The organism is Pseudomonas sp. OA65 (assembly GCF_017498305.1).
Classification (GTDB): Bacteria; Pseudomonadota; Gammaproteobacteria; order Pseudomonadales; family Pseudomonadaceae; genus Aquipseudomonas; species Aquipseudomonas zanjanensis.
On sequence record NZ_JAGDEZ010000013.1, the window covers coordinates 35,862 to 54,655 of the forward strand.

The window sequence follows — 18,794 nt, forward strand, 5'->3', positions numbered from 1 at the left end:
GCCATTTGATAACGCAACAAGTTATAGCCGGTCAGCTGTAGGAAGACTCCTCAAAGTATCCGCCAACGTATTATCTACGGCATGACCTCGTTTAATATCGATGAGGCCAAAGCGTCCCGTAAGACACTGTATTTACACCAATACAGTCCCAAGAAATAACGAATAAAAGTCGCCCCGTTTAATTGCCATAAACATATCCAGCGCGACACGTTTAAATACACTCCACATTACGCCCTAAAGGCTACGAGACCTTGCGTCCTTACTTACGCATGCGTCAGAATCCGCCGGCTTGTGCGCTTTGCCCCTGGCCTCTATCGTTTCCCTGCCACTGCCCATCAGTGGTCGGGTTTAGTCGCCCGGACGGTTTTAGTAAAGTGCATAAGTACCATTCAGTCAGGTCATTCTATTCCTGCACTTGATGGTGGTTGTGCGCAGGGCGCCCTTGGGCGCGCCGGGCTTGCTAATTCCACCGGTCGACTAACCTGCGCACAGCCGCCACCCTTCTTTTAGTCGAGAACGGTTGCGGCCCCAACTGAGGGAATTAGTTATATGTTCAAGGTTACTCCCAACCCCCCGGATATCGACTCGGTACTCTACGGCGACTCTCTCGACCCTGAAAAGTTGAAAGAGGCGGCAGACCGCGCGCTCAAGCACTACCTGAACCCCGGGGCAACGAAAACGCAGATACAGCCCCGCAAACCCAGCACGATCTTCACCATCGACGCAGCGGTGGATGACGAAACGTTACTCGTTGAGGCGTGCGAATCCTTGGCATCTGCCAGCGTGATGGTCAGCGACCTCACCGATTTGGCGGACGGCCCAAGACGCCAAACGATGCTGGTGCTGCAACGGGTCATCATGTTGGGTGAGTTAGCGGTCAATCGAGTACTGGATAACCACAAGCCTGGGTAATCGCCAGGTAGTGTTGTGGGGGCGCTGCGAGCGCCCTCGCAACCTAAGTCCACGACGCTCGGTCAGCCACTGCCAACCCCATGGGCCTTGTTGCTCCGCCTTCACAACCCTTCCCGAACCGCCCCCCGAATCCCTTCCAGCAGCATGGTAAACGCCGGGTTGTCATTATCCTCGCGCCACACCAAATGCAACTCGCTCTGCACCCCTTCGCCCAGGTCGATCTCGCGAAACACCACGTCCTTGAACACCACGCTGCTGGCGCAACGCGGTACCAGGGCCAGGCCCATGCCGGCGTTGACCAGGGCCAGGATCGTCAGCGACGAGCCCAGCCATTGCACGAACTGCGGTGCGACCCGGGCCGAGCGCAGCATGCCGGTGAGCAGTTCGTTGAAGGGCGGGTAGGCGGCGTGGGAGTACATCAGGAACGGTTGCGCGTCCAAGTCGTGGACGCTCACGGTATCGGCGCTGGCCAGCGGATGACCGGCGGGCACCGCCAGCACGAAAGGTTCGCGCACCAGGCATTCGGTGGCGTAGCCGGTTTCCAGCAGCGGCGAGCGGACGATGCCCAGGTCGATGCGCCGGGCGCGCAGGGCTTCGTGCTGTTGGTAGGTGTTCATTTCCGCCAGGACGATTTTGACCTGGGGCTGTTTCAGCCGGGCCTCGGCGATCACCTTGGGCAAGAACTCGTACACCGCGCTGCCGACGAAGCTGATGGTGACCGAGCCAATGTCACCCTTGGCAAAACGTTTGGCCGCCACGGCGGCCTGTTGCGCCTGTTCCAACAGGTTTTGTGCTTCGATGAAAAACGCCCGGCCGGCGGCGGTGAGCGCCACGCTGCGGGTGCTGCGGGTGAACAGTTCGACGCCCAGGTGATGCTCCAGCAATTGGATCTGCCGGCTCAGCGGTGGCTGGGTCATGTTCAGGCGTTCGGCGGCACGCCGGAAGTTGAGTTCGGTCGCCACGGTGGTGAAGCAGCGTAGCTGGGCCAGTTCAAACATTGATTCAATCCAGGTATCAATCAAGTGCCAAGTTAGATTAGACGGGAACAATCCGTCGCGTCCATCATCGTCCCGTTCGTCAACAATGATCGGAGCCGCTGTATGAAGATCAAACGCGTCACCGTCACACCCATCGCTTTTCGCGATCCACCTTTGCTCAATGCCAGCGGCATCCATGAGCCGTTCGCGCTGCGCTCGATCATCGAGATCGAGAGCGACAACGGTTACATCGGCCTGGGGGAGAGCTACGGCGATGCCCCGGCCCTGGCGATCCAGCAGCAGTTGCAGAGCCAGTTGATTGGCCTGGACCCGTTCAACCTCAATCAATTGCGGGCCATCGTCCAGGCGACCGTCGCCGCGCAGAAACCGGCCAGCGTCGCCGGTGCCGAATTGGCGCCGGGCTCCCATGCGAGCAAGGCGGTGAGCAATGCCTATTCGGCGTTCGAAGTGGCTTGCCTGGACTTGCAAGCCCACTACCTGAACGTGCCGTTGGTGGACCTGCTGGGCGGCGCGATTCGCGACGAGATTCCGTTCAGTGCCTACCTGTTTTTCAAGTACGCCGAGCATATCGATTCGCCGTATCCGGCCGACAATTGGGGCGAAGCGCTCAACGAAGAGCAGATCGTCGCCCAGGCCCGGCGAATGATTCAGGACTATGGCTTCAAGAGCATCAAGCTCAAGGCTGGCGCCCTTGATCCCGAGCATGAAGTCGCCTGCATCAAGGCGCTGAAACAGGCGTTCCCCGGCTACCCGTTGCGCATCGACCCCAATGGCAACTGGTCCCTGGAGACCTCGATTCGCATGGCCGAGCTGCTGGGGGATGACTTGCAGTATTACGAGGACCCGACGCCCGGGCTGGAAGGCATGGCCGAGCTGCACAAGCGCACGGGGTTGCCGCTGGCGACCAATATGGTGGTCACCGATTTCGATGAGTTCCGCCGCAGCGTGGCCTTGGAGAGCGTGCAGATCGTGTTGGCCGACCACCATTACTGGGGCGGCCTGCGGGACACTCAGATCTTGGCGAAAATGTGCAGCACTTTCGGCCTGGGCGTGTCGATGCATTCCAACTCGCACTTGGGTATCAGCCTCATGGCCATGGCCCACGTGGCGGCTGCGGTGCCGAACCTCGACTATGCCTGCGACACCCATTACCCGTGGCAGGAGCCGGATGAAGAAGTGATCAAGGGCGGCAAGCTGCCGATTGTCGACGGCTGCGTGAAGATCACCCGGGCGCCGGGTCTTGGCCTGGAGTTGGATCGGGATCAACTGGGCAAACTGCATGAGCAGTTTCTCAGTTGCGGCATTCGCCAGCGCGACGATGTGCGGCAGATGCAGCGTTACCGGCCGGACTGGAAGACCGTCAAGCCGCGGTTCTGAGAAGGCAGCGAGAAAGCAAGGCCTGCGGGAATACCTGTGGGAGCAAGGCTTGCCCGCGATAGCCGCGCCGCGGTCGAACAACTGAACCGCGTTATCGTTCATCGCGGGCAAGCCTTGCTCCCACAGGTATCGCCATAGGTCTTGCTCCCCCAGGCCTCCCCACAGGTCTTGCTCCCACAGATAAATCCTCCCCGCATCCTCCCAAGCCACCTTGCGGCCCACACCCAAAGTACCGCGCCCGCCAGCCTCGCCGTCTTACACCCAAACTGCCGCGCCGGGCCGGCGCTGCCAAAGCATCCGCCAATTGCCTCCAAGGCAGCGTATGACGCGCCCGGGCGCCTTTCGATAATCGCCTCCGACATCCCGTCCCCTGTTGCGGAGCGCGCCATGCACAACAATAAAAATACCTGCCTGCGTTTTTTGCCTGCGGTCATCGCCGGTCTTTCCAGCCTGGGCCTGACGCCTTGGGCCAACGCTGAAATCATGCTGTACGACAAGGACCAGACCACCTTTTCCACCGATGGCTATATCAACGCCTTCTACGTCAACAGCGACGTGGACCGCGCCGGTGAGCAGTACGACCGTCGGCAGGCGCGGGTCAAGATGGGCTTTTTGCCCAACTACCTGGGTTTCAATATGGGCAAGCAGGTCGATGACCTCAAGCTCGGCGCCCGGGCCTCGTTCTGGGTGACCATCAACGACAGTGAAACCAACGGCACCGACACCGCCATCGATGTGCGCCAGTTCTACGGCACCGTGGCCAACCCGGAGTGGGGCGAAGTGCTGATCGGCAAGGACTTCGGCCTGTTTGCCCGCTCCAACATCCTGCTGGACGAACTGCTCGCTGGTTATGGCCAAGTCAGCGACACCCTGGGGCTGGTGGACGGCGGTGGCGTCTCGTTCGGCAACATCGGCAGCGGCTATCCGTACCCGTTCCCGACCTCGCAGATCACCTACCGCACGCCAGTGATGGATGGGCTGCGGGTGGCGGTGGGGATCATGGACCCGGTGGACACCAACGACAACAGCGCCACCGGCAAGGCCTATCAGGAAAACCCGCGCACCGAGAGCGAGATCACCTACCAGTTCGACTTGGGCGGGGCGAAGATCTACAGCTGGCTCAACGGCAGCTACCAGACCTCGGACAACACCGACTCCAGCGTCGAATCGGTCACTTCCAAGGGCCTGGGGTATGGCGTGCAAGCCAAGATGGGCGGGCTGTCGCTCACCGGTTCGGGGTTCCAGGCCAAGGGCATCAACCCGTTTTTCACCAACAATGCCGGTGAAGCGACCCTGCGCAATGTCGACAGCAAGGGCTATCTGTTGCAGGGCTCGTACAAGTTGGGCAAGAACCGCCTGGCGTTGTCCTACGGCAAGACCGACGACGACGGCAATGGCGTGGTAGGCAGTGGTGCCGATTACGAAACCCGTGGCATCGCGCTGTTCCATGACATCAACGACAACCTCAAGCTCGTGGCCGAGTACAACCAGTTCGAAATCAATGGCCACGATACGAGCGCCCAGAACGAAGATACCGACACGTTTGCGGTGGGGGCGGTGCTTACCTGGTAAGAGTTGAATCCTTTGGGTCCGACGCCGTCTGTGGGAGCAAGGCCTGTGGGAGCAAGGCTTGTGGGAGCAAGGCTTGCCCGCGATAGCCGCGCCGCGTTCGAACAGCTGAACCGCGTTATCGTTCATCGCGGGCAAGCCATGCTCCCACAGGCCTTTATTTCCACAGATAAATCCCCTCGCCACAATAGTCATTCCAACTGAACCCCGTCGCAGTCTGTTGTGGCGGGGAGTTTGCTCCAGGGGGCTGCGCATCAGCCCCTTTTTTTCAGTGCGACGTCCCCTCGGCAAACTCGATCTTGTTGCCGACGTTGTACTTGCCCGAAGGCTTGTTCATGGGCAGTCGCTTGATTTCCTTGAGGGTGTTGCTGTCGTAGACGATCAGCGCGCCATCGCTATCCCAGATGCTCAACAGCAGGTAGCGACCATCGCGGGTGAACTCGACGTGGGCGGCGGTCTTGCCGGGCATGGGCCGCAGGGTGTGGGCGATTTCCAGGGTCTGTTTGTCGATCAGGTGGATGGCATCGTTGTCCGGGCCGAAGAACACGTCGGTCCAGGCGTAGCGGGAGTTGACGTGGCTGCGCAGGAAGAATCCCGGCCCGAGCGTGGGGATCTGCTTGATGACTTTCCAGGTGTCGAAATCGATCACTGAGATCAGCCCTTTGCTGATGTTGGGCGTGGCGAACACCCAGTGTCCATCGCGTTTCCAATAGGTCCCCGAGCCCAGGTGCGGCATGCCCGGCAGCGCGATGTCAGTGACGATCCGTCCGGTGTCGAGGTCGATCACCTGGCCGCCCTGGGCCTTGCGTGAGGTGGCGAGCAACTGCCGGTAATCAGGCGAGAAAGAAAAATCATCGAGGTAATCCTCGGCCTCGATCCGTCGGGGCACGAAGTCCGGGTTCGGTCCGGTGGATAGCTCCCAGACCTCTTTCACGTCTTTCAAGGCGACGATGAAGCTGTTGCGCGGTGGCGCGGTATACACCGCACTGACCCGCGACGGCTGACCGTTCAGGCCCACCGTTGCAACGGTCTTGACCAGTGACAGATCGCGGGCATCCAGCACCACCACGTTGCCCGGCAGGGTGTTGCCCACCAGCACCCAGCGCCCGTCCTTGCTCACCGCCAGGTTGCGGGTATTGAGCCCGGCCCGCACCTCGGCGATCAGCGTGAGGTTATGCAGGTCATACAGGCTGATCCAGCCGTCCCGGGAGGCGAAATAGACAAAGCGTCCGTCCGGGGAAAATTTCGGGCCGCCATGCAGCGCAAAGTGTGAAGCGAAGCGTGCCAGGACTTCGAAGCGATCCCCATCGACGATATCGACGTGATGATCGCCAGCCTCCACCACCACGAACAGGTTCAGCGGATCAGCGTGGTGCTGGGGTTTATCAGGCAGGCTGGCGACATCCGCCAGCAGGCGATGACTGCGGCGCGTATCGTCCTCGCTCCAGGTCGGTTCGACGGCGGGCGGACGTTGAAGGTAGTGGGTCAGGCCATCGATCTGCGTGGGCGTTAGCACTGCGCCGAACGCCGCCATCTGGCTGGCCGGGCGTCCATGGGTGATCACCTGGCGGATTTCGTCGGGCTTGATCCGGCTCAGGCTCTGCGGCAACAGTGCCGGCCCGGCAGCGCCGATGCGATTGACCCCGTGGCACTGCTGGCAGTGTTGCTGGTAGGTCTGTTCGGCCGATGCCAGGTCCGGTTCCGGCACTGTGGCGCCGTGGACAGTGCCGATCCACAGCAATGGGGCAAGCCAGCCGATTCTCATGAGGCGACCCTCGCGATATTTGGCTGGAGCGGTAGGGCCGGGTGCAGACGGGCTGGATGTTCCAGCAACTGATGGGCAAACAAGCCGACCACCTTGCCGATCACCGTCAAGGTCGGCAGGCCTTCGGCGCACGCCTGCGCCAGCTCCGGCAGTTGCTGGAGAGTACCGCGCAGGACCTGCTGGTCGGGGCGCGTGCCGTTGCTGATCAACGCCGCCGGCGTATCAGCCGCCAGGCCCGCGGCGATCAACTGCGTGGCAATGGTGCCGAGGTTCGACAAGCCCATGTAGAACACCAGGGTCTGGCTGTCATCCGCCAGGCTTTGCCAAGGCAAGTTCAGGTCGCCTTCGCGTTGCAGATGACCAGTGATGAAACGACAGGAATTGACCAGGTCGCGATGAGTCAGGGGAATGCCGGCGTAAGTGCTGCAACCGGCCGCGGCGGTGATGCCAGGCACGATTTGGCAATCGATACCCCGCGCCAGCAGATACTCCAGTTCCTCGGCGCCGCGACCGAAGATGAACGGATCGCCGCCCTTGAGCCGCACCACCCGTTGTCCCTGGTCGGCCAGGTCGGCCAGCAGTTCGTTGATCTGTGGCTGGGGCAGGCTGTGGCAGCCGGCGGCCTTGCCGACGTAATGCCGGGCGCAGGTGAGTGGAATCAGGCTGAGCAATTGCGCGCTGATCAAGCGGTCATAGACCACCGCGTCGGCCTGCATCAACAGGCTCCAGGCGCGCAACGTCAGCAGGCCCGGGTCACCGGGGCCGGCGCCGACCAGGGCGACCTCGCCCGGTCTGAAGGGCGATTGCAGGGCAGCGGGCAAAACGATGGAGGCAGGCATGGGACTTCCTTGGTTCGGTATCAGGTTCGCCGTCGGTTCATCAGGCGCAGGGCAGCGCAACGCTGGGGATCGGATGCAGGCCAATTTCGTCATCGCTGAGGTGGCAGCCGGGGTCCTGGCCCCACAGGTCGCCGTCGGCCCAGGCGCGGGTGCGGGTATTGCCGTTACAGATGTCCAGCCAGCGGCATTGCCCACAGCGGCCGCCCACGGCCCGGGGGTGTTCGCGCAGCTTCAAGAGCAGGGCGTCGGGGCGCTCTGACCAGAGGGTCTTGAACGGTGTCTGGCGCACGTTGCCCACCGAGTGCTGCCACCAGTAGGTGTCGGGGTGAACCTCGCCGGTGTTGTCGATGTTAGCGATGCCGCTGCCCGACGCATTGCCGCCCCAGGCCCGCAGCATCTGCTCCAGTGCGGCGTAGTGTTGGGGCAGGCGCCGGGATACCCATTGCAGCAACAGGACTGCGTCGGCGTCGTTGTTGCCGCTGACGAAGTCACTGTCGCGGCCTTGTTCGATGTCGTGCCAGGCCCGTTCGAAGATCAAGTCCATGGCCTCGCGGCTCATCTGCTGATGGGCATCGAGCTTGCGACTGCGCTTGCCCCGGCCGCTGTAGTTGAGGTGCGACAGGTAGAATTTCTGTACGTCGTATTCATCCATCAAGTCCAGCAAACGTGGCAGTTGGGCATGGTTTTGCTGGGTGAGGGTGGTGCGCAACCCGACCCGGATCCCTTGCTCGCGGCAGAGGCGGATGGCCGCCATGGAGCTGGCGAAGCTGCCCTTGAGCTGACGGAATTCATCGTGGGTCGCTTCCAGGCCATCGATGCTGATGCCGACGTAGTCGAAGTTCGCCGCGGCAATCTGGTCGATGTTGGACGCGTCGATCAGCGTGCCGTTGGTGGACAGGGCCAGGAAAAAGCCTTTGTCGCGAGCATAGGCGCTGAGCTGGAACAGATCGTCGCGCAGCAAGGGTTCGCCGCCGGACAGGATCAGCACGCGCACCCCGGCATCATGCAGGTCGTCGATGACCTGGAGGGCGGCCGCTGTGTCCAGTTCATCGCGAAACACGCTGTCGGCGGATGTTGCATAGCAGTGCTTGCAGGTCAGGTTGCAGCGCCTGAGCAGGTTCCAGATCACCACCGGCGGGCGCTGGCTGCCCGGTGGCGCGACACGTGGGGCGGGGCAATGCCCGGCCAGGGCCCGCAGGTAGTGGCTGATCCTCAACATAAGGTGCTCCTTTGTCTTGGGAGCAAGGCTTGGTGGGAGCAAGGCTTGCCCGCGATGAAACCGATGCGGTCCTTCAGGAACCGAGGTGCTTGCTTCGCGAGCAAGCTTTGCTCCCACAGGCGACAGGCGACAGGCGCAGGCCGGTCTCAACATAGGTGCTCCTTTGTTGTGGGAGCAAGGCTTGCCCGCGATGAAGCTGATGCGGTCCTTCTGGAACCGAGGTGCTTGCTTCGCGAGCAAGCTTTGCTCCCACAGGCGACAGGCGCAGGCCGGTCTCAACATAGGTGCTCCTTTGTTGTGGGAGCAAGGCTTGCCCGCGATAAAGCCGATGCGGTCCTTCATAAAACCGAGGCGCCTGTTTCGCGAGCAAGCTTTGCTCCCACAGGTGTCAAGCGCAGGCCGGTTTTTTTCAGGATGCGGCTGCTCACCAGCATGTCGTCGGCGGCGCAGGCGTCCCCCAGCAGATAGCGCAGGTGTTCGCGGTAGCGGTCGATTTCTTCGCGGCTGCGGCCGTGGACCATGGCGAACAGGTTGTAGCGCCAACCGGGCCGGCGCGGGCGCCGATAGCAGTGGCTGACAAAGGGCTGCGCCCCCAGCAGGGCGCCGAGGCGTGCGATATCGGCATCGGCCACGTCCCACACCGTCATACCGTTGTGGCGATAGCCCAGGCGATAGTGATTGGGCACGGCGGCAATGCGGCGGATTGCACCCTCGGCCTGCAGGCGCTTGAGCAGGTCGAGGGTGGATTCCACGCTCAAGCCCAGTTGCTCGGCCAGCCAGGCCCAGGGGTCTTCGAGCAAGGGCAGGCCGGCCTGGGTCAGTTCCACCAGGCGCAGGGCCAAGGGCGTTTCATCCAGCCGTGGCGGTACTTGCCACAACGACTCAGACGGGGAAGTACAGGCCGACATGGTAGGTCTCCTCTTTGGGCAGGTTCAGCGGCATCAGACCGGTCAGGTGCTCGATGCGCAGCAGGGTGTCGTTGATCGCCTGTTCGCTGGGGCAGGCGAGCACGAACCACATGTTCCAGGTGTGCTCGCGGCGGTAGTTGTGGGCCACTTCGGGCATGTCCGCGAGCAGCTCGGCGATGGTTTCGAAGCGCGATTCGGGCACCGCCAGTGCCGCCAGGGTGAACGCACCGCCCAGGCGATCGATATCGAACATCGGGCCGAAGCGGGTCAGCACGCCGTCGTTGAGCAGTTCATGCAGGCGGTCCAGCAGTTCAGTCGCATTGCTGTCCAGTTCCTCGGCCAGGGCCTGCCAAGGGTGACGGACCAGTGGCAGGCCCAGTTGCAGGCGATTGATCAGGCGCCGGTCGAGGTCATCCATCGCTACGGGCTCCGACCGGTGCGGCGAAACGTCCGCCGCATTGCTTGAACAGGTGCGTGCTGAACAGCAACTGGTGGGGCAGGTCGTCCAGCAGGTGTTCTTCCAGCAGCGCCTGGACCTGGGCCTCGACGCGGTCACGCTGGCGACCGTGGATCATGCAGAACAGGTTGTATTGCCACTGGGGCAGGCGCCGTGGACGCTGGTAGCAAAGGCTGATGCCCGGGGCCTGGCCGAGGCGTCGGCCGACTTCATCGACCAGGGCGTCCGGCACATCCAGCACCAGCATGGCGTTGGCGGAAAACCCCAAGGCGCGATGGTTGACCACCAGGCCGACACGGCGGAACAGACCCTGTTCATGCCAGCGCTGCACCTGTTCGAGTACCTGTGGTTCGCTGGCCTCGATCTGTTCGGCCAAGGCCTGGAAGGGACGGGAGGTCAGGGGTAGGCCGGTTTCCAGCAGACGGCGCAGCGCCAGTGACTGTTGTTCGCTCAGGGCGATGTTCATGGGGTGGCCTCCAGGGCAAAGCCCAGGTCGATGCGGTAGGCGGTGAGCATGGGCAGGTCAAGTGGCGTGAGACCGGTGTCGTGTTCCAGTTCCTGAAGGATGTTGTCCAGGTGCGCCCGGTTGGGACCGGTCAGCACGAACCAGAGGTTGTAGCGATGTTCCCGGGCATAGTTGTGGTTGACTTCCGGGTATTGGCTGATGCGTGCCGCCACTTGGTGCAGGCGATCTTCGGGCACGGCCAGGGCGGCGAGGGTGCTGGCTCCGGCGCGGGAGTGTTCGAACACCGGACCGACCCGCGACAAGGTCCCGGCCACCTGCAGGTGTTGCAGGCAGTCGATGACTTGGGCTTCGCTGCAGCCCAAGGCTTGGGCCATGGCTTGATAGGGCTCGGCGCACAACGGCAGACCGTGCTGGAATCGATCGATCAGGCGTCGGGCCAGTGAGTTGGGTGTCATGGTCAGTACCCCGGTTTGTGCGCGCGACTGCTGAAAAAAATGCCGCTGGGGCTCAGGGCCGGCAGGCTGCCCAGGCGTTCGAGCCGATACGGGTTCCATACCTGGACCTCGCCACCGTCCCTGGCCGACAGCCACAGTTGGTCGCCCCGGGCGGTGAACTCCATGTGCAGCACCGCCGGGCCTGGCCGCAGGTCGGCGACGATGGTGTGGGTCTGGGTGTCGATGACCTGGACGCGGTCGTTGTCCGGATAAGCGAAGTTGACCCACAGTTGCCGGCCATCTGGTCGCGCGGTGACGAACACCGGTTGGCCGGCCACGGCGATGGCGTCGGTCTGCTGCCAGTCCTGGGCATTCATCACCAAGACCTGGTGATGCCCGACGGCAGGCACGAAGGCTTGCTGGTCGGCCAGCGCCCAGCCTTCCAGATGCGGCATCTTGTACACCGGCAGCTTGTCCTGGCCGCGTCCGTAATGCCCGAGCACCCGTTTCACCCCGCGCTCCGGGTACCAGAGGTCGAGTTGGGCCATGCCGTCCTCGCCGAACAGCCCGGCCATGTAATAACGCCCGTCGGGGGTGATCAGGGCGTCGTAGGGTTGCTGGCCGATGGCGGTGAAACGTTCGATGCGTGGGGTGAGGCCCTGGCTGAAGTCGGCGGTCCAGATCTCACCGGTGTCGAACAGGCTGAACACGAAGCGTTGTCCCGGCGCATCCACCAAACCGACCACGCGTGAACGTTTCTGGCCGCCGGGCAACGGCGTGGCCGGGATGTCGGCGACCTGTTCCAGGGTCCGGGCATCGAACACCTTGACGCCGCCGGGCTCGTAGTTGGAGACGGCGATCAGCTTGCCGTCCTGGCTGATCGCACCGCCAATGCTGTTGCCGCCCTGGATGATCCGGCGCTCGATGCGCGTCTTCAGCAGGTCGACTTTGCTCAAGCCACCGTCGCGACCGAACACATAGGCGTAGCGCTGGTCGCGGGAGAACACCACCGAGGCGTGGGACAGGTCGCCCAGGCCTTCGACGCGGCCCAGGGCGGTGCGGGTGTCACTTTCGATGATTTGCAGGCTGCCGCTGGCGCGTTCCACCACCACGCCCAAATCGCCGGTGCCGCGCAACGGTGTCTGGGCGCAACCGCAGAGCAGCAGGGCGATGGCCGTGGAGGACAGGAGAGAACGGATCATTGGGCGGGTTTTCCTTGAAGGAGCCGGTCCACCAGCCAGCGGATGTCGTCGGGTTCGAGCAGCGCGGCCCAACCGGGCATGGCGCTGCCGGGCCGGCCGAGGGTGACGGTGGCGATGAGGCTGTCGCGGGATTTTCCGGCCAGGGCTTCGTGGGTCAGGGGGGGGCCGAGGCCGCCGGTCATGTACAGGCCGTGGCAGGCGCCACAATCCTGGTCCAGCAGGTGTTGCAGTTGGGCCTGGCGCTGGCTGTCGGGAGCGGCCAGCGCGCAGGAGGAGAAAATGAAGAGGAGGGTGGTTATCGAGGTGATGAAGCGGTGTCGTTCCATGACGTCCTCCTAGATTGAGTTTTTGCGCGTCCCCTGTGGCGAGGGGATTTATCCCCGCTGGGGTGCGAAGCAGCCCTAAAACCTGACATCGCGGTGTGTCAGGCAGATAGGTTCTGCCCTTCCTGGGGCTGCTTCGCAGCCCAGCGGGGATAAATCCCCTCGCCACACAGATGTGCTCCTTGAGCGTTACTTAAGGGTCAAGACCCACGCCGCCAGGATCTTGGCTTCCTCTTCCGTCACCGGATTGGCCGGCATTGGCATCGGTCCCCAGTTGCCTTGCGTCCCTTCCTTGATGTGCTTGGCGAGCAAATCCTGGGCTCCGGCGACGCCGGCGTTTTTCGCCGCGACCTCCTTGAGCGCCGGGCCCACCACCTTGGTGTCGATGGAGTGACAGGCCGCGCAGGGCTTGCTCTTGAACAGCGTCGGGCCGTCTTGTGCCAACGCCGGCAGGCTGTAGGCGGCCGTCAAGGCCAGTGCGATCAGAATAGGCTTCATGGTTTTTCCTCTTATTGATGGGGCTCAATAGATGTCGTGTTGGGTGTTGTAGACGTTGAATTTCCCGGTCGGGGTGATCAGGCGCTTGTCCTTGATCACGTTCTTGACCTTGAGGGTCTTGTCGTCGATGACCACCAACGCCGACTCGTCTTCCTGGCCACTCCAGACCGAGAACCAGACCTCGTCGCCGGCCTTGTTGTATTCCGGTTGCACCACGCGCAACGCGCCTTTCTTGATGCCGGCGTATTCGGCAATCGGCAGCACGGTGTAGCCGGCGTCGAGCTTGTCGATGTTGAACACCGCCACCGATTGGCTGAGCTTGGCGTCAGGGCTGAGGGTGGTGTCGACATACAGGTGGCGCGACGCGGGGTGGGTCTTGATGAACAGCGAACCGCCGCCTTGACCTTGGAGCGAAGCGACCTGTTTCCAGGCGTATTGCGGATGCTTGACCGGGTCGGTGCCGATCAGCGAAACCCCTGCATCGCCCAAGTGGCTGGTGGCCCACACCGGTCCGTAGAGCGGATGGTTGAAGTTGGCGCCACGGCCTGGGTGCGGGGTCTTGCCGACATCCACCAGGGCGGTGAGCTTGCGGTCCTTGGAGTCGATCACCGCGACCTTGTTGGAGTTGTTGGCGGCCGTCATGAAGTAGCGATGGCTGCTGTCCCAACCGCCGTCATGCAGGAACGGTGCGGCGTCGATGCTGGTGATGGTGAGGTTCTTGATGTCCTGGTAGTTGACCAGCATCACCTTGCCGGTTTCCTTGACGTTGACGATGAACTCCGGCCACTCGTGGGAGGCGATGATCGCCGCGACGCGCGGCTCGGGATGGTATTGCTGGGTGTCGACGGTCATGCCCCGGGTCGAGACGATCTGCTTGGGCTCCAGGGTCTCGCCGTCCATGATGGTGAACTGCGGTGGCCAGTACGAACCGGCAACGGTGTACTTGTCCTCGTAGCCTTTGAACTTGGAGGTTTCCACCGAACGGGCTTCGATACCGACCTTGATTTCCGCGACCTTGGTCGGCTCTTTCGGCCACAGGTCGATCATGTCGATCTTGGCGTCCCGGCCGATCACCAGCAGGTAGCGCCCCGACGCCGAGATGCGCGAGATGTGTACCGCGTAACCGGTGTCGATCAGCTTGACGATTTTCTTGCTGTCGCCGTCGATCAAGGCGATCTTGCCGTCGTCGCGCAGGGTGACTGAAAACAGGTTTTGCAGGTTGAGGTTGTTGAGCTGCTTGGTCGGCCGGTCCTCGGGTTTGACCAGGACCTTCCAGGTCTTGAGGGTTTCGGCCATGCCCCATTCCGGCGGCGTCGGCGGGGTGTGCTGGATGAACTTGGCCATCACCGTGATCTGGTCTTTGGTCAGGGCGTTGGAGGTGCCCCAGTTCGGCATGCCGGCGGCCGAGCCGTAGGTGATCAGCGCTTCCAGGTAAGCCTGGCCGCGGGACTGGGTGATGTCGGGTGTCAGCGGCTTGCCGGTGGCGCCCTTGCGCAGCACCCCGTGGCAGCCGGCGCAGCGCTGGAAATAGATTTCCTTCGCCGAGTCGAAGTCGGCCTGGCTCAGGTCCGGGGCGCCTTCGGTCTTGACCACGCGAGGTGATTCCGGCGTGGTGGGTTGGTCGGCGAAGGCGTAGGGAGCAACCAGCGCTGTACACAGCGCCGTCACCCTCAGGGCCCACGATTTTTTGTGGCTGATCAGCATTCCATTTCTCCTCAGGCATGACCCGCGCTGCGCTGTAAATGACGTTCGGCGCGCAGGTTCTTGGTGCGATGCAAGGCTATGCCCAGGGCGGTGGTGAGCCGCTTGACGGCGATCAAGTTTGCCGCCCGCCGCCCTTGCCAGGTTGTCGCAGGGCACCGTAGCGTGGCCGGCAATCGTGTTGTCTGATCAGGCCCTCGCCATGAACGCTATCCACACTTTGCAGCACCCCGACGAACCCTTTTATCAACCCCAGGACAACGAGCAGGCGATGTTCGAACAGGCCTGGCAGCACGGCATGCCGGTGCTGATCAAAGGCCCCACTGGCTGCGGCAAGACCCGTTTCGTCCAGCACATGGCCCACCGCTTGAAGCTGCCGCTGTACACCGTCGCTTGCCACGATGACTTGAGCGCGGCCGACCTGGTGGGCCGTCACCTGATCGGCGCCCAAGGCACCTGGTGGCAGGACGGGCCCTTGACCCGGGCCGTGCGCGAGGGCGGCATCTGTTATCTGGATGAGGTGGTCGAGGCGCGCCAGGATACGGCGGTGGTGCTGCACCCGCTGGCCGATGATCGGCGGCAGTTGTACCTGGAGCGCACCGGCGAAGTGCTGCAGGCGCCGCCGTCGTTCATGCTGGTGGTGTCGTACAACCCCGGTTACCAGAACCTGCTCAAGGGCATGAAACCCAGTACGCGCCAGCGATTCGTGGCGATGCGCTTTGGTTATCCGGCAGTGGCCGATGAAGAACGCATCGTCGCCCGTGAGGCGGCTGTAGACCTGGCCCTGGCCGCCCAAGTGGTGCGGCTCGGGCAGGCCCTGCGCCGGCTCGACCAACATGATCTGGAAGAAGTGGCGTCGACGCGCTTGCTGATTTTCGCCGCGCGCATGATCGGCTCCGGCATGGACCCGCGCCAAGCCTGCCTGGCCTGCCTGGCCGAGCCGTTGAGTGACGACCCGCAGACCGTTGCCGCGTTGATGGATGTCGTCGATGTCCACTTCGGCTGAAACCGCTGGCGTGTCCCGGCGGTTGCCCGGGGACCTGGCCATGTGGTTTTTCATCCTCGCCGAGTTGTCAGTGTTCGCGCTGTTGATCCTGGCGTTCATCGTTGCCCAGGCGTTGTACCCGCAGATGTTCAGCGAAGGCCGGCAGTTGCTGGACCGGTCCACGGGCCTGGCGATGACCCTCAGCCTGCTGACCGCCGGCCTGTTCGCCGCCCTGGCCCAAGAGCAAGTCAGGCAGGACCGGCCGCGTCGAGCCGCGCTGTGGTTGTGCGGGGCGTTGTTGCTCGCTTGCGGTTATGTGGCGATCAAACTCACGGAGTATGCCCATCTGCTGGCGAACGGCTTGGGGATGGAACACAACACCTTCTTCACCTTGTACTGGATCCTCACCGCGTTTCATTTCCTCCATGTGCTGCTGGGCATGGTGATCCTTGCCTGGCTGGCCGAGGGTTGTCGGCGAGGTCGCTATGGGTCGCGGCGCAACAGTGGGTTGGAATCCGGCGTGCTGTATTGGCACATGGTGGATCTGGTCTGGGTGCTGCTGTTCCCGGTTGTCTACATTCTTGACTGAGGAGGTGCGTATGTCCGCTTCCCGTATCTTGATTGCTTGCTGGGTGACGCTGGCTGTGTTGAGCAGCGGCACCGTCGCCCTGGGCCAGGTCGCCGGCAGCACGATGGTGTCCATCGCCATCCTGGCGGTCGCGGTGGCGAAGGCCTGGCTGATCGCCGACGGTTTCATGGAACTGAGCCATGCGCCGCGGTTGTGGCGGCGGTTGGTGTTGAGCTGGGCGGTGGTGCTGGCGGTTGTGATAGGAACTGTCATCTCAGCCACGATCTGACCTTGCAAACACAAACCCTGTGGCGAGGGGATTTATCCCCGCTGGGGCGCGAAGCGGCCCCCTACAACCTGTCTGAAACACCGCAGTAGCAGACGTTTCTGGGGCTGCTTCGCAGCCCAGCGGGGATAAATCCCCTCGCCACAGCAAGCTTCCTCGCCACAAACGCTGCTGTCCATCATCGTGGTGTCCTTGGAACAACCCACCAAAACCATCGGAGATTCTTGATCGCCATCAAGCGGTTTCCGACCCCGCGCTTCCTAGAATGGTCACGCCAAGCAATGAGGAAGTGACCATGTCAGATACCTTCACCAAAGGCATGGCCAGGAATATTTACTTCGGGGGAAGCATTTTCTTCTTCCTGATATTCCTGGCCCTGACCTACCACACGGAACAGACCTTTCCCGAGCGCAGCAACCAGGCGCAATTGACGGAATCGGTGATACGCGGCAAGGGCGTCTGGGAGCGCAACAACTGCATCGGCTGCCACACCCTGCTGGGCGAGGGCGCGTATTTCGCGCCGGAGCTGGGCAACGTGGTCAACCGTCGCGGTGGCGATGACGCCTTCAAGCCGTTCCTGCAGGCCTGGATGAAAATGCAGCCGCTGAACGTTCCGGGTCGTCGGGCCATGCCGCAGTTCAACCTGAGCGAGCAGGAAGTCGACGACATCGCCGAGTTCCTCAAGTGGAGCTCGAAAATCAACACCAATGGCTGGCCGCCAAACAAGGAGGGCTGAGAGATGAGCATGGCTAATCCGCATCTGAAATTCGCCTCGCAGGCCGTCGCCAAACCCTACTTCGTGTTTGCCCTGATGCTGTTCCTCGGGCAGGTGCTGTTCGGTTTGATCATGGGCTTGCAATACGTGGTCGGCGACTTCCTGTTTCCGCTGATTCCTTTCAACGTGGCCCGCATGGTCCACACCAACCTGCTGATCGTCTGGCTGCTGTTCGGCTTCATGGGCGCGGCGTATTACCTGATACCGGAGGAGGCCGACCGCGAACTGCACAGCCCGAAACTGGCACTGTTGCTGTTCTGGGTATTCGCCGCCGCAGGCGTGGCGACGATCCTGGGCTACCTCTCGGTGCCTTATGCGACGCTGGCCAAGTTCACCGGTAACGACTTGCTGCCGACCATGGGGCGGGAGTTCCTGGAGCAGCCGACGATCACCAAGATGGGCATCGTCGTGGTGTGCCTGGGCTTTCTCTACAACATCGGCATGACGATGCTCAAAGGTCGCAAGACCACGGTCAGCATGGTGATGATGACCGGCCTGATCGGCCTCGCGGTGTTCTTCCTGTTCTCCTTCTACAACCCGGAAAACCTCGCTCGCGACAAGTACTACTGGTGGTGGGTGGTGCATCTTTGGGTGGAAGGCGTCTGGGAACTGATCATGGGTTCGATGCTCGCCTTCGTCCTGATCAAGATCACCGGCGTGGACCGCGAAGTAGTAGAAAAATGGCTCTACGTGATTATCGCCATGGCGTTGATCACCGGGATCATCGGCACCGGCCACCACTTCTTCTGGATCGGCGCGCCCGAGGTCTGGTTGTGGGTAGGCTCGATCTTCTCGGCACTGGAACCGCTGCCGTTCCTGGCGATGGTGGTCTTCGCCTTCAGCATGGTGAAGAACCGTCGTCGGCACCACCCGAACCGCGCCGCGACCTTATGGGCCAAGGGCACCACGGTCACTGCGTTCTTTGGCGCGGGCGTCTGGGGTTTCCTGCACACCCTGGCGCCGGTCAACTACTACACCCACGGTTCGCAACTGACCGCGGCCCACGGTCACCTGGCCTTCTACGGCGCCTACGCAATGATCGTGATGACGCTGATCAGCTACGCCATGCCACGCTTGCGCGGCTTGGGTGAAGCCGCGGACGAACGCTCGCAGCGCCTGGAGATCTGGGGCTTCTGGTTGATGACCCTGTCGATGGTGATGATCACCTTGGTCCTCACCGCGGCCGGTGTCGTCCAGGTCTGGTTGCAACGTTGGATGGAGGATGGCAGTGCCTTGCCGTTCATGGCGACGATGGATCATTTGAAGCCGTTGTTCTGGGCGCGACTGGTCAGCGGCGTCGGGTTCCTGGCCGGGCTGCTCTGCTATCTGTTCAGCTTCCGTCAACGTGGCCGCGCGGCCCTGCGTGCACCGGCGGCGGTGGTGCCTTCATAAGTCATTACCACTGAGACTGTAGCGAAGGAGTTTTTGTGGCGAGGGGATTTATCCCCGCTGGGGCGCGAAGCGGCCCCCTACAACCTGTCTGAAACACCGCAGTAGCAGACATTTCTGGGG

20 protein-coding genes are annotated in these 18,794 nt (G+C 62.5%); 8 read left to right on the top strand and 12 right to left on the bottom strand.

Annotation, left to right across the window (positions count from 1 at the left end; translation table 11 throughout):
* Window positions 1-549: 549 nt before the first annotated feature.
* On the top strand, window positions 550-912 hold the full coding sequence (locus J3361_RS13555) for a DUF6124 family protein (RefSeq protein ID WP_207965007.1): 363 nt from the start codon (window positions 550-552) through the stop codon (window positions 910-912).
* A 101-nt stretch (window positions 913-1,013) separates the two neighbouring features.
* On the opposite strand, the gene J3361_RS13560 is transcribed toward J3361_RS13555, so the two are convergent.
* Window positions 1,014-1,910, bottom strand: coding sequence for a LysR substrate-binding domain-containing protein (locus tag J3361_RS13560; RefSeq protein WP_207965008.1), 897 nt, complete (start codon window positions 1,908-1,910; stop codon window positions 1,014-1,016).
* A 102-nt stretch (window positions 1,911-2,012) separates the two neighbouring features.
* Here J3361_RS13560 and J3361_RS13565 point away from each other — a divergent pair, with 102 nt between their 5' ends.
* Together J3361_RS13565 and J3361_RS13570 are read left to right on the top strand one after the other, a co-directional pair.
* Window positions 2,013-3,287, top strand: coding sequence for a glucarate dehydratase family protein (locus J3361_RS13565; RefSeq protein ID WP_207965009.1), 1,275 nt, complete (start codon window positions 2,013-2,015; stop codon window positions 3,285-3,287).
* A 387-nt stretch (window positions 3,288-3,674) separates the two neighbouring features.
* The gene (locus J3361_RS13570) at window positions 3,675-4,859 is read left to right on the top strand and encodes a porin (protein WP_207965010.1); all 1,185 of its coding nucleotides are present in this window, start codon (window positions 3,675-3,677) and stop codon (window positions 4,857-4,859) included.
* A gap of 265 nt (window positions 4,860-5,124) precedes the next feature.
* On the opposite strand, the gene J3361_RS13575 is transcribed toward J3361_RS13570, so the two are convergent.
* From J3361_RS13575 to nirS, 11 genes are all read right to left on the bottom strand, one after another.
* Window positions 5,125-6,621, bottom strand: a complete 1,497-nt coding sequence (locus J3361_RS13575; RefSeq protein ID WP_207965011.1) for a nitrite reductase — start codon at window positions 6,619-6,621, stop codon at window positions 5,125-5,127.
* A complete protein-coding gene (gene cobA / locus J3361_RS13580) occupies window positions 6,618-7,460 on the bottom strand; it encodes a uroporphyrinogen-III C-methyltransferase (protein ID WP_207965012.1) in 843 nt (280 codons plus the stop codon). The genes J3361_RS13575 and cobA overlap by 4 nt, the downstream gene beginning before the upstream one ends.
* Before the next feature lie 40 nt (window positions 7,461-7,500).
* Window positions 7,501-8,679, bottom strand: a complete 1,179-nt coding sequence (gene nirJ / locus J3361_RS13585) for a heme d1 biosynthesis radical SAM protein NirJ (RefSeq protein ID WP_207965013.1) — start codon at window positions 8,677-8,679, stop codon at window positions 7,501-7,503.
* 338 nt (window positions 8,680-9,017) lie between these two features.
* Window positions 9,018-9,587: an Lrp/AsnC family transcriptional regulator gene (locus J3361_RS13590; RefSeq protein ID WP_207965014.1), complete on the bottom strand. Its 570-nt coding sequence runs from the start codon at window positions 9,585-9,587 to the stop codon at window positions 9,018-9,020.
* Complete coding sequence (locus tag J3361_RS13595) at window positions 9,562-10,005, bottom strand: AsnC family transcriptional regulator (protein ID WP_207965015.1); 444 nt, start codon at window positions 10,003-10,005, stop codon at window positions 9,562-9,564. The genes J3361_RS13590 and J3361_RS13595 overlap by 26 nt, the downstream gene beginning before the upstream one ends.
* Complete coding sequence (locus J3361_RS13600) at window positions 9,998-10,510, bottom strand: Lrp/AsnC family transcriptional regulator (protein WP_207965016.1); 513 nt, start codon at window positions 10,508-10,510, stop codon at window positions 9,998-10,000. Before J3361_RS13600 ends, J3361_RS13595 begins: the two co-directional genes overlap by 8 nt.
* Window positions 10,507-10,965 (bottom strand): Lrp/AsnC family transcriptional regulator, encoded by a 459-nt coding sequence (locus tag J3361_RS13605; RefSeq protein ID WP_207965017.1) that lies wholly within the window; start codon window positions 10,963-10,965, stop codon window positions 10,507-10,509. The genes J3361_RS13600 and J3361_RS13605 overlap by 4 nt, the downstream gene beginning before the upstream one ends.
* A gap of 2 nt (window positions 10,966-10,967) precedes the next feature.
* Complete coding sequence (locus J3361_RS13610; RefSeq protein WP_207965018.1) at window positions 10,968-12,146, bottom strand: cytochrome D1 domain-containing protein; 1,179 nt, start codon at window positions 12,144-12,146, stop codon at window positions 10,968-10,970.
* Entirely contained in the window at window positions 12,143-12,472 is a 330-nt protein-coding gene (locus J3361_RS13615; RefSeq protein WP_207965019.1) for a cytochrome c, read from the bottom strand. The genes J3361_RS13610 and J3361_RS13615 overlap by 4 nt, the downstream gene beginning before the upstream one ends.
* Window positions 12,473-12,658: 186 nt before the next feature.
* The gene (locus tag J3361_RS13620; protein WP_014339157.1) at window positions 12,659-12,967 is read right to left on the bottom strand and encodes a c-type cytochrome; all 309 of its coding nucleotides are present in this window, start codon (window positions 12,965-12,967) and stop codon (window positions 12,659-12,661) included.
* Window positions 12,968-12,991: 24 nt separating this feature from the next.
* Window positions 12,992-14,671 carry a nitrite reductase gene (gene nirS / locus J3361_RS13625; RefSeq protein WP_207965020.1) on the bottom strand — a complete coding sequence of 560 codons (1,680 nt, stop codon included), beginning with the start codon at window positions 14,669-14,671 and terminating at the stop codon, window positions 12,992-12,994.
* A 268-nt stretch (window positions 14,672-14,939) separates the two neighbouring features.
* On the opposite strand from nirS, the gene J3361_RS13630 reads away from it, so the two are divergent.
* The 5 genes from J3361_RS13630 (at window position 14,940) to J3361_RS13650 (ending at window position 18,674) form a co-directional block, all read left to right on the top strand.
* Window positions 14,940-15,674, top strand: coding sequence for a CbbQ/NirQ/NorQ/GpvN family protein (locus J3361_RS13630; protein WP_207965107.1), 735 nt, complete (start codon window positions 14,940-14,942; stop codon window positions 15,672-15,674).
* On the top strand, window positions 15,658-16,242 hold the full coding sequence (locus J3361_RS13635; RefSeq protein WP_207965021.1) for a cytochrome c oxidase subunit 3 family protein: 585 nt from the start codon (window positions 15,658-15,660) through the stop codon (window positions 16,240-16,242). The genes J3361_RS13630 and J3361_RS13635 overlap by 17 nt, the downstream gene beginning before the upstream one ends.
* 10 nt (window positions 16,243-16,252) lie before the next feature.
* On the top strand, window positions 16,253-16,510 hold the full coding sequence (locus tag J3361_RS13640; RefSeq protein WP_207965022.1) for a cytochrome C oxidase subunit IV family protein: 258 nt from the start codon (window positions 16,253-16,255) through the stop codon (window positions 16,508-16,510).
* A gap of 292 nt (window positions 16,511-16,802) precedes the next feature.
* Window positions 16,803-17,243 carry a cytochrome c gene (locus tag J3361_RS13645; protein WP_207965023.1) on the top strand — a complete coding sequence of 147 codons (441 nt, stop codon included), beginning with the start codon at window positions 16,803-16,805 and terminating at the stop codon, window positions 17,241-17,243.
* A 3-nt stretch (window positions 17,244-17,246) separates the two neighbouring features.
* Window positions 17,247-18,674 (top strand): cbb3-type cytochrome c oxidase subunit I, encoded by a 1,428-nt coding sequence (locus tag J3361_RS13650; RefSeq protein ID WP_207965024.1) that lies wholly within the window; start codon window positions 17,247-17,249, stop codon window positions 18,672-18,674.
* Window positions 18,675-18,794 lie beyond the last annotated feature (120 nt).

Coding starts and splice junctions, on each gene's coding strand:
- J3361_RS13620 (WP_014339157.1), bottom strand. CDS start 12,967: ATGAAGCCTATTCTGATCGCACTGGCCTTGACGGCCGCCTACAGCCTG.
- J3361_RS13615 (WP_207965019.1), bottom strand. CDS start 12,472: ATGGAACGACACCGCTTCATCACCTCGATAACCACCCTCCTCTTCATT.
- J3361_RS13590 (WP_207965014.1), bottom strand. CDS start 9,587: ATGTCGGCCTGTACTTCCCCGTCTGAGTCGTTGTGGCAAGTACCGCCA.
- J3361_RS13595 (WP_207965015.1), bottom strand. CDS start 10,005: ATGGATGACCTCGACCGGCGCCTGATCAATCGCCTGCAACTGGGCCTG.
- J3361_RS13600 (WP_207965016.1), bottom strand. CDS start 10,510: ATGAACATCGCCCTGAGCGAACAACAGTCACTGGCGCTGCGCCGTCTG.
- J3361_RS13650 (WP_207965024.1), top strand. CDS start 17,247: ATGAGCATGGCTAATCCGCATCTGAAATTCGCCTCGCAGGCCGTCGCC.
- cobA (WP_207965012.1), bottom strand. CDS start 7,460: ATGCCTGCCTCCATCGTTTTGCCCGCTGCCCTGCAATCGCCCTTCAGA.
- nirS (WP_207965020.1), bottom strand. CDS start 14,671: ATGCTGATCAGCCACAAAAAATCGTGGGCCCTGAGGGTGACGGCGCTG.
- J3361_RS13555 (WP_207965007.1), top strand. CDS start 550: ATGTTCAAGGTTACTCCCAACCCCCCGGATATCGACTCGGTACTCTAC.
- J3361_RS13640 (WP_207965022.1), top strand. CDS start 16,253: ATGTCCGCTTCCCGTATCTTGATTGCTTGCTGGGTGACGCTGGCTGTG.
- J3361_RS13570 (WP_207965010.1), top strand. CDS start 3,675: ATGCACAACAATAAAAATACCTGCCTGCGTTTTTTGCCTGCGGTCATC.
- J3361_RS13605 (WP_207965017.1), bottom strand. CDS start 10,965: ATGACACCCAACTCACTGGCCCGACGCCTGATCGATCGATTCCAGCAC.
- J3361_RS13610 (WP_207965018.1), bottom strand. CDS start 12,146: ATGATCCGTTCTCTCCTGTCCTCCACGGCCATCGCCCTGCTGCTCTGC.
- J3361_RS13575 (WP_207965011.1), bottom strand. CDS start 6,621: ATGAGAATCGGCTGGCTTGCCCCATTGCTGTGGATCGGCACTGTCCAC.
- J3361_RS13645 (WP_207965023.1), top strand. CDS start 16,803: ATGTCAGATACCTTCACCAAAGGCATGGCCAGGAATATTTACTTCGGG.
- nirJ (WP_207965013.1), bottom strand. CDS start 8,679: ATGTTGAGGATCAGCCACTACCTGCGGGCCCTGGCCGGGCATTGCCCC.
- J3361_RS13560 (WP_207965008.1), bottom strand. CDS start 1,910: ATGTTTGAACTGGCCCAGCTACGCTGCTTCACCACCGTGGCGACCGAA.
- J3361_RS13565 (WP_207965009.1), top strand. CDS start 2,013: ATGAAGATCAAACGCGTCACCGTCACACCCATCGCTTTTCGCGATCCA.
- J3361_RS13635 (WP_207965021.1), top strand. CDS start 15,658: ATGTCCACTTCGGCTGAAACCGCTGGCGTGTCCCGGCGGTTGCCCGGG.
- J3361_RS13630 (WP_207965107.1), top strand. CDS start 14,940: ATGTTCGAACAGGCCTGGCAGCACGGCATGCCGGTGCTGATCAAAGGC.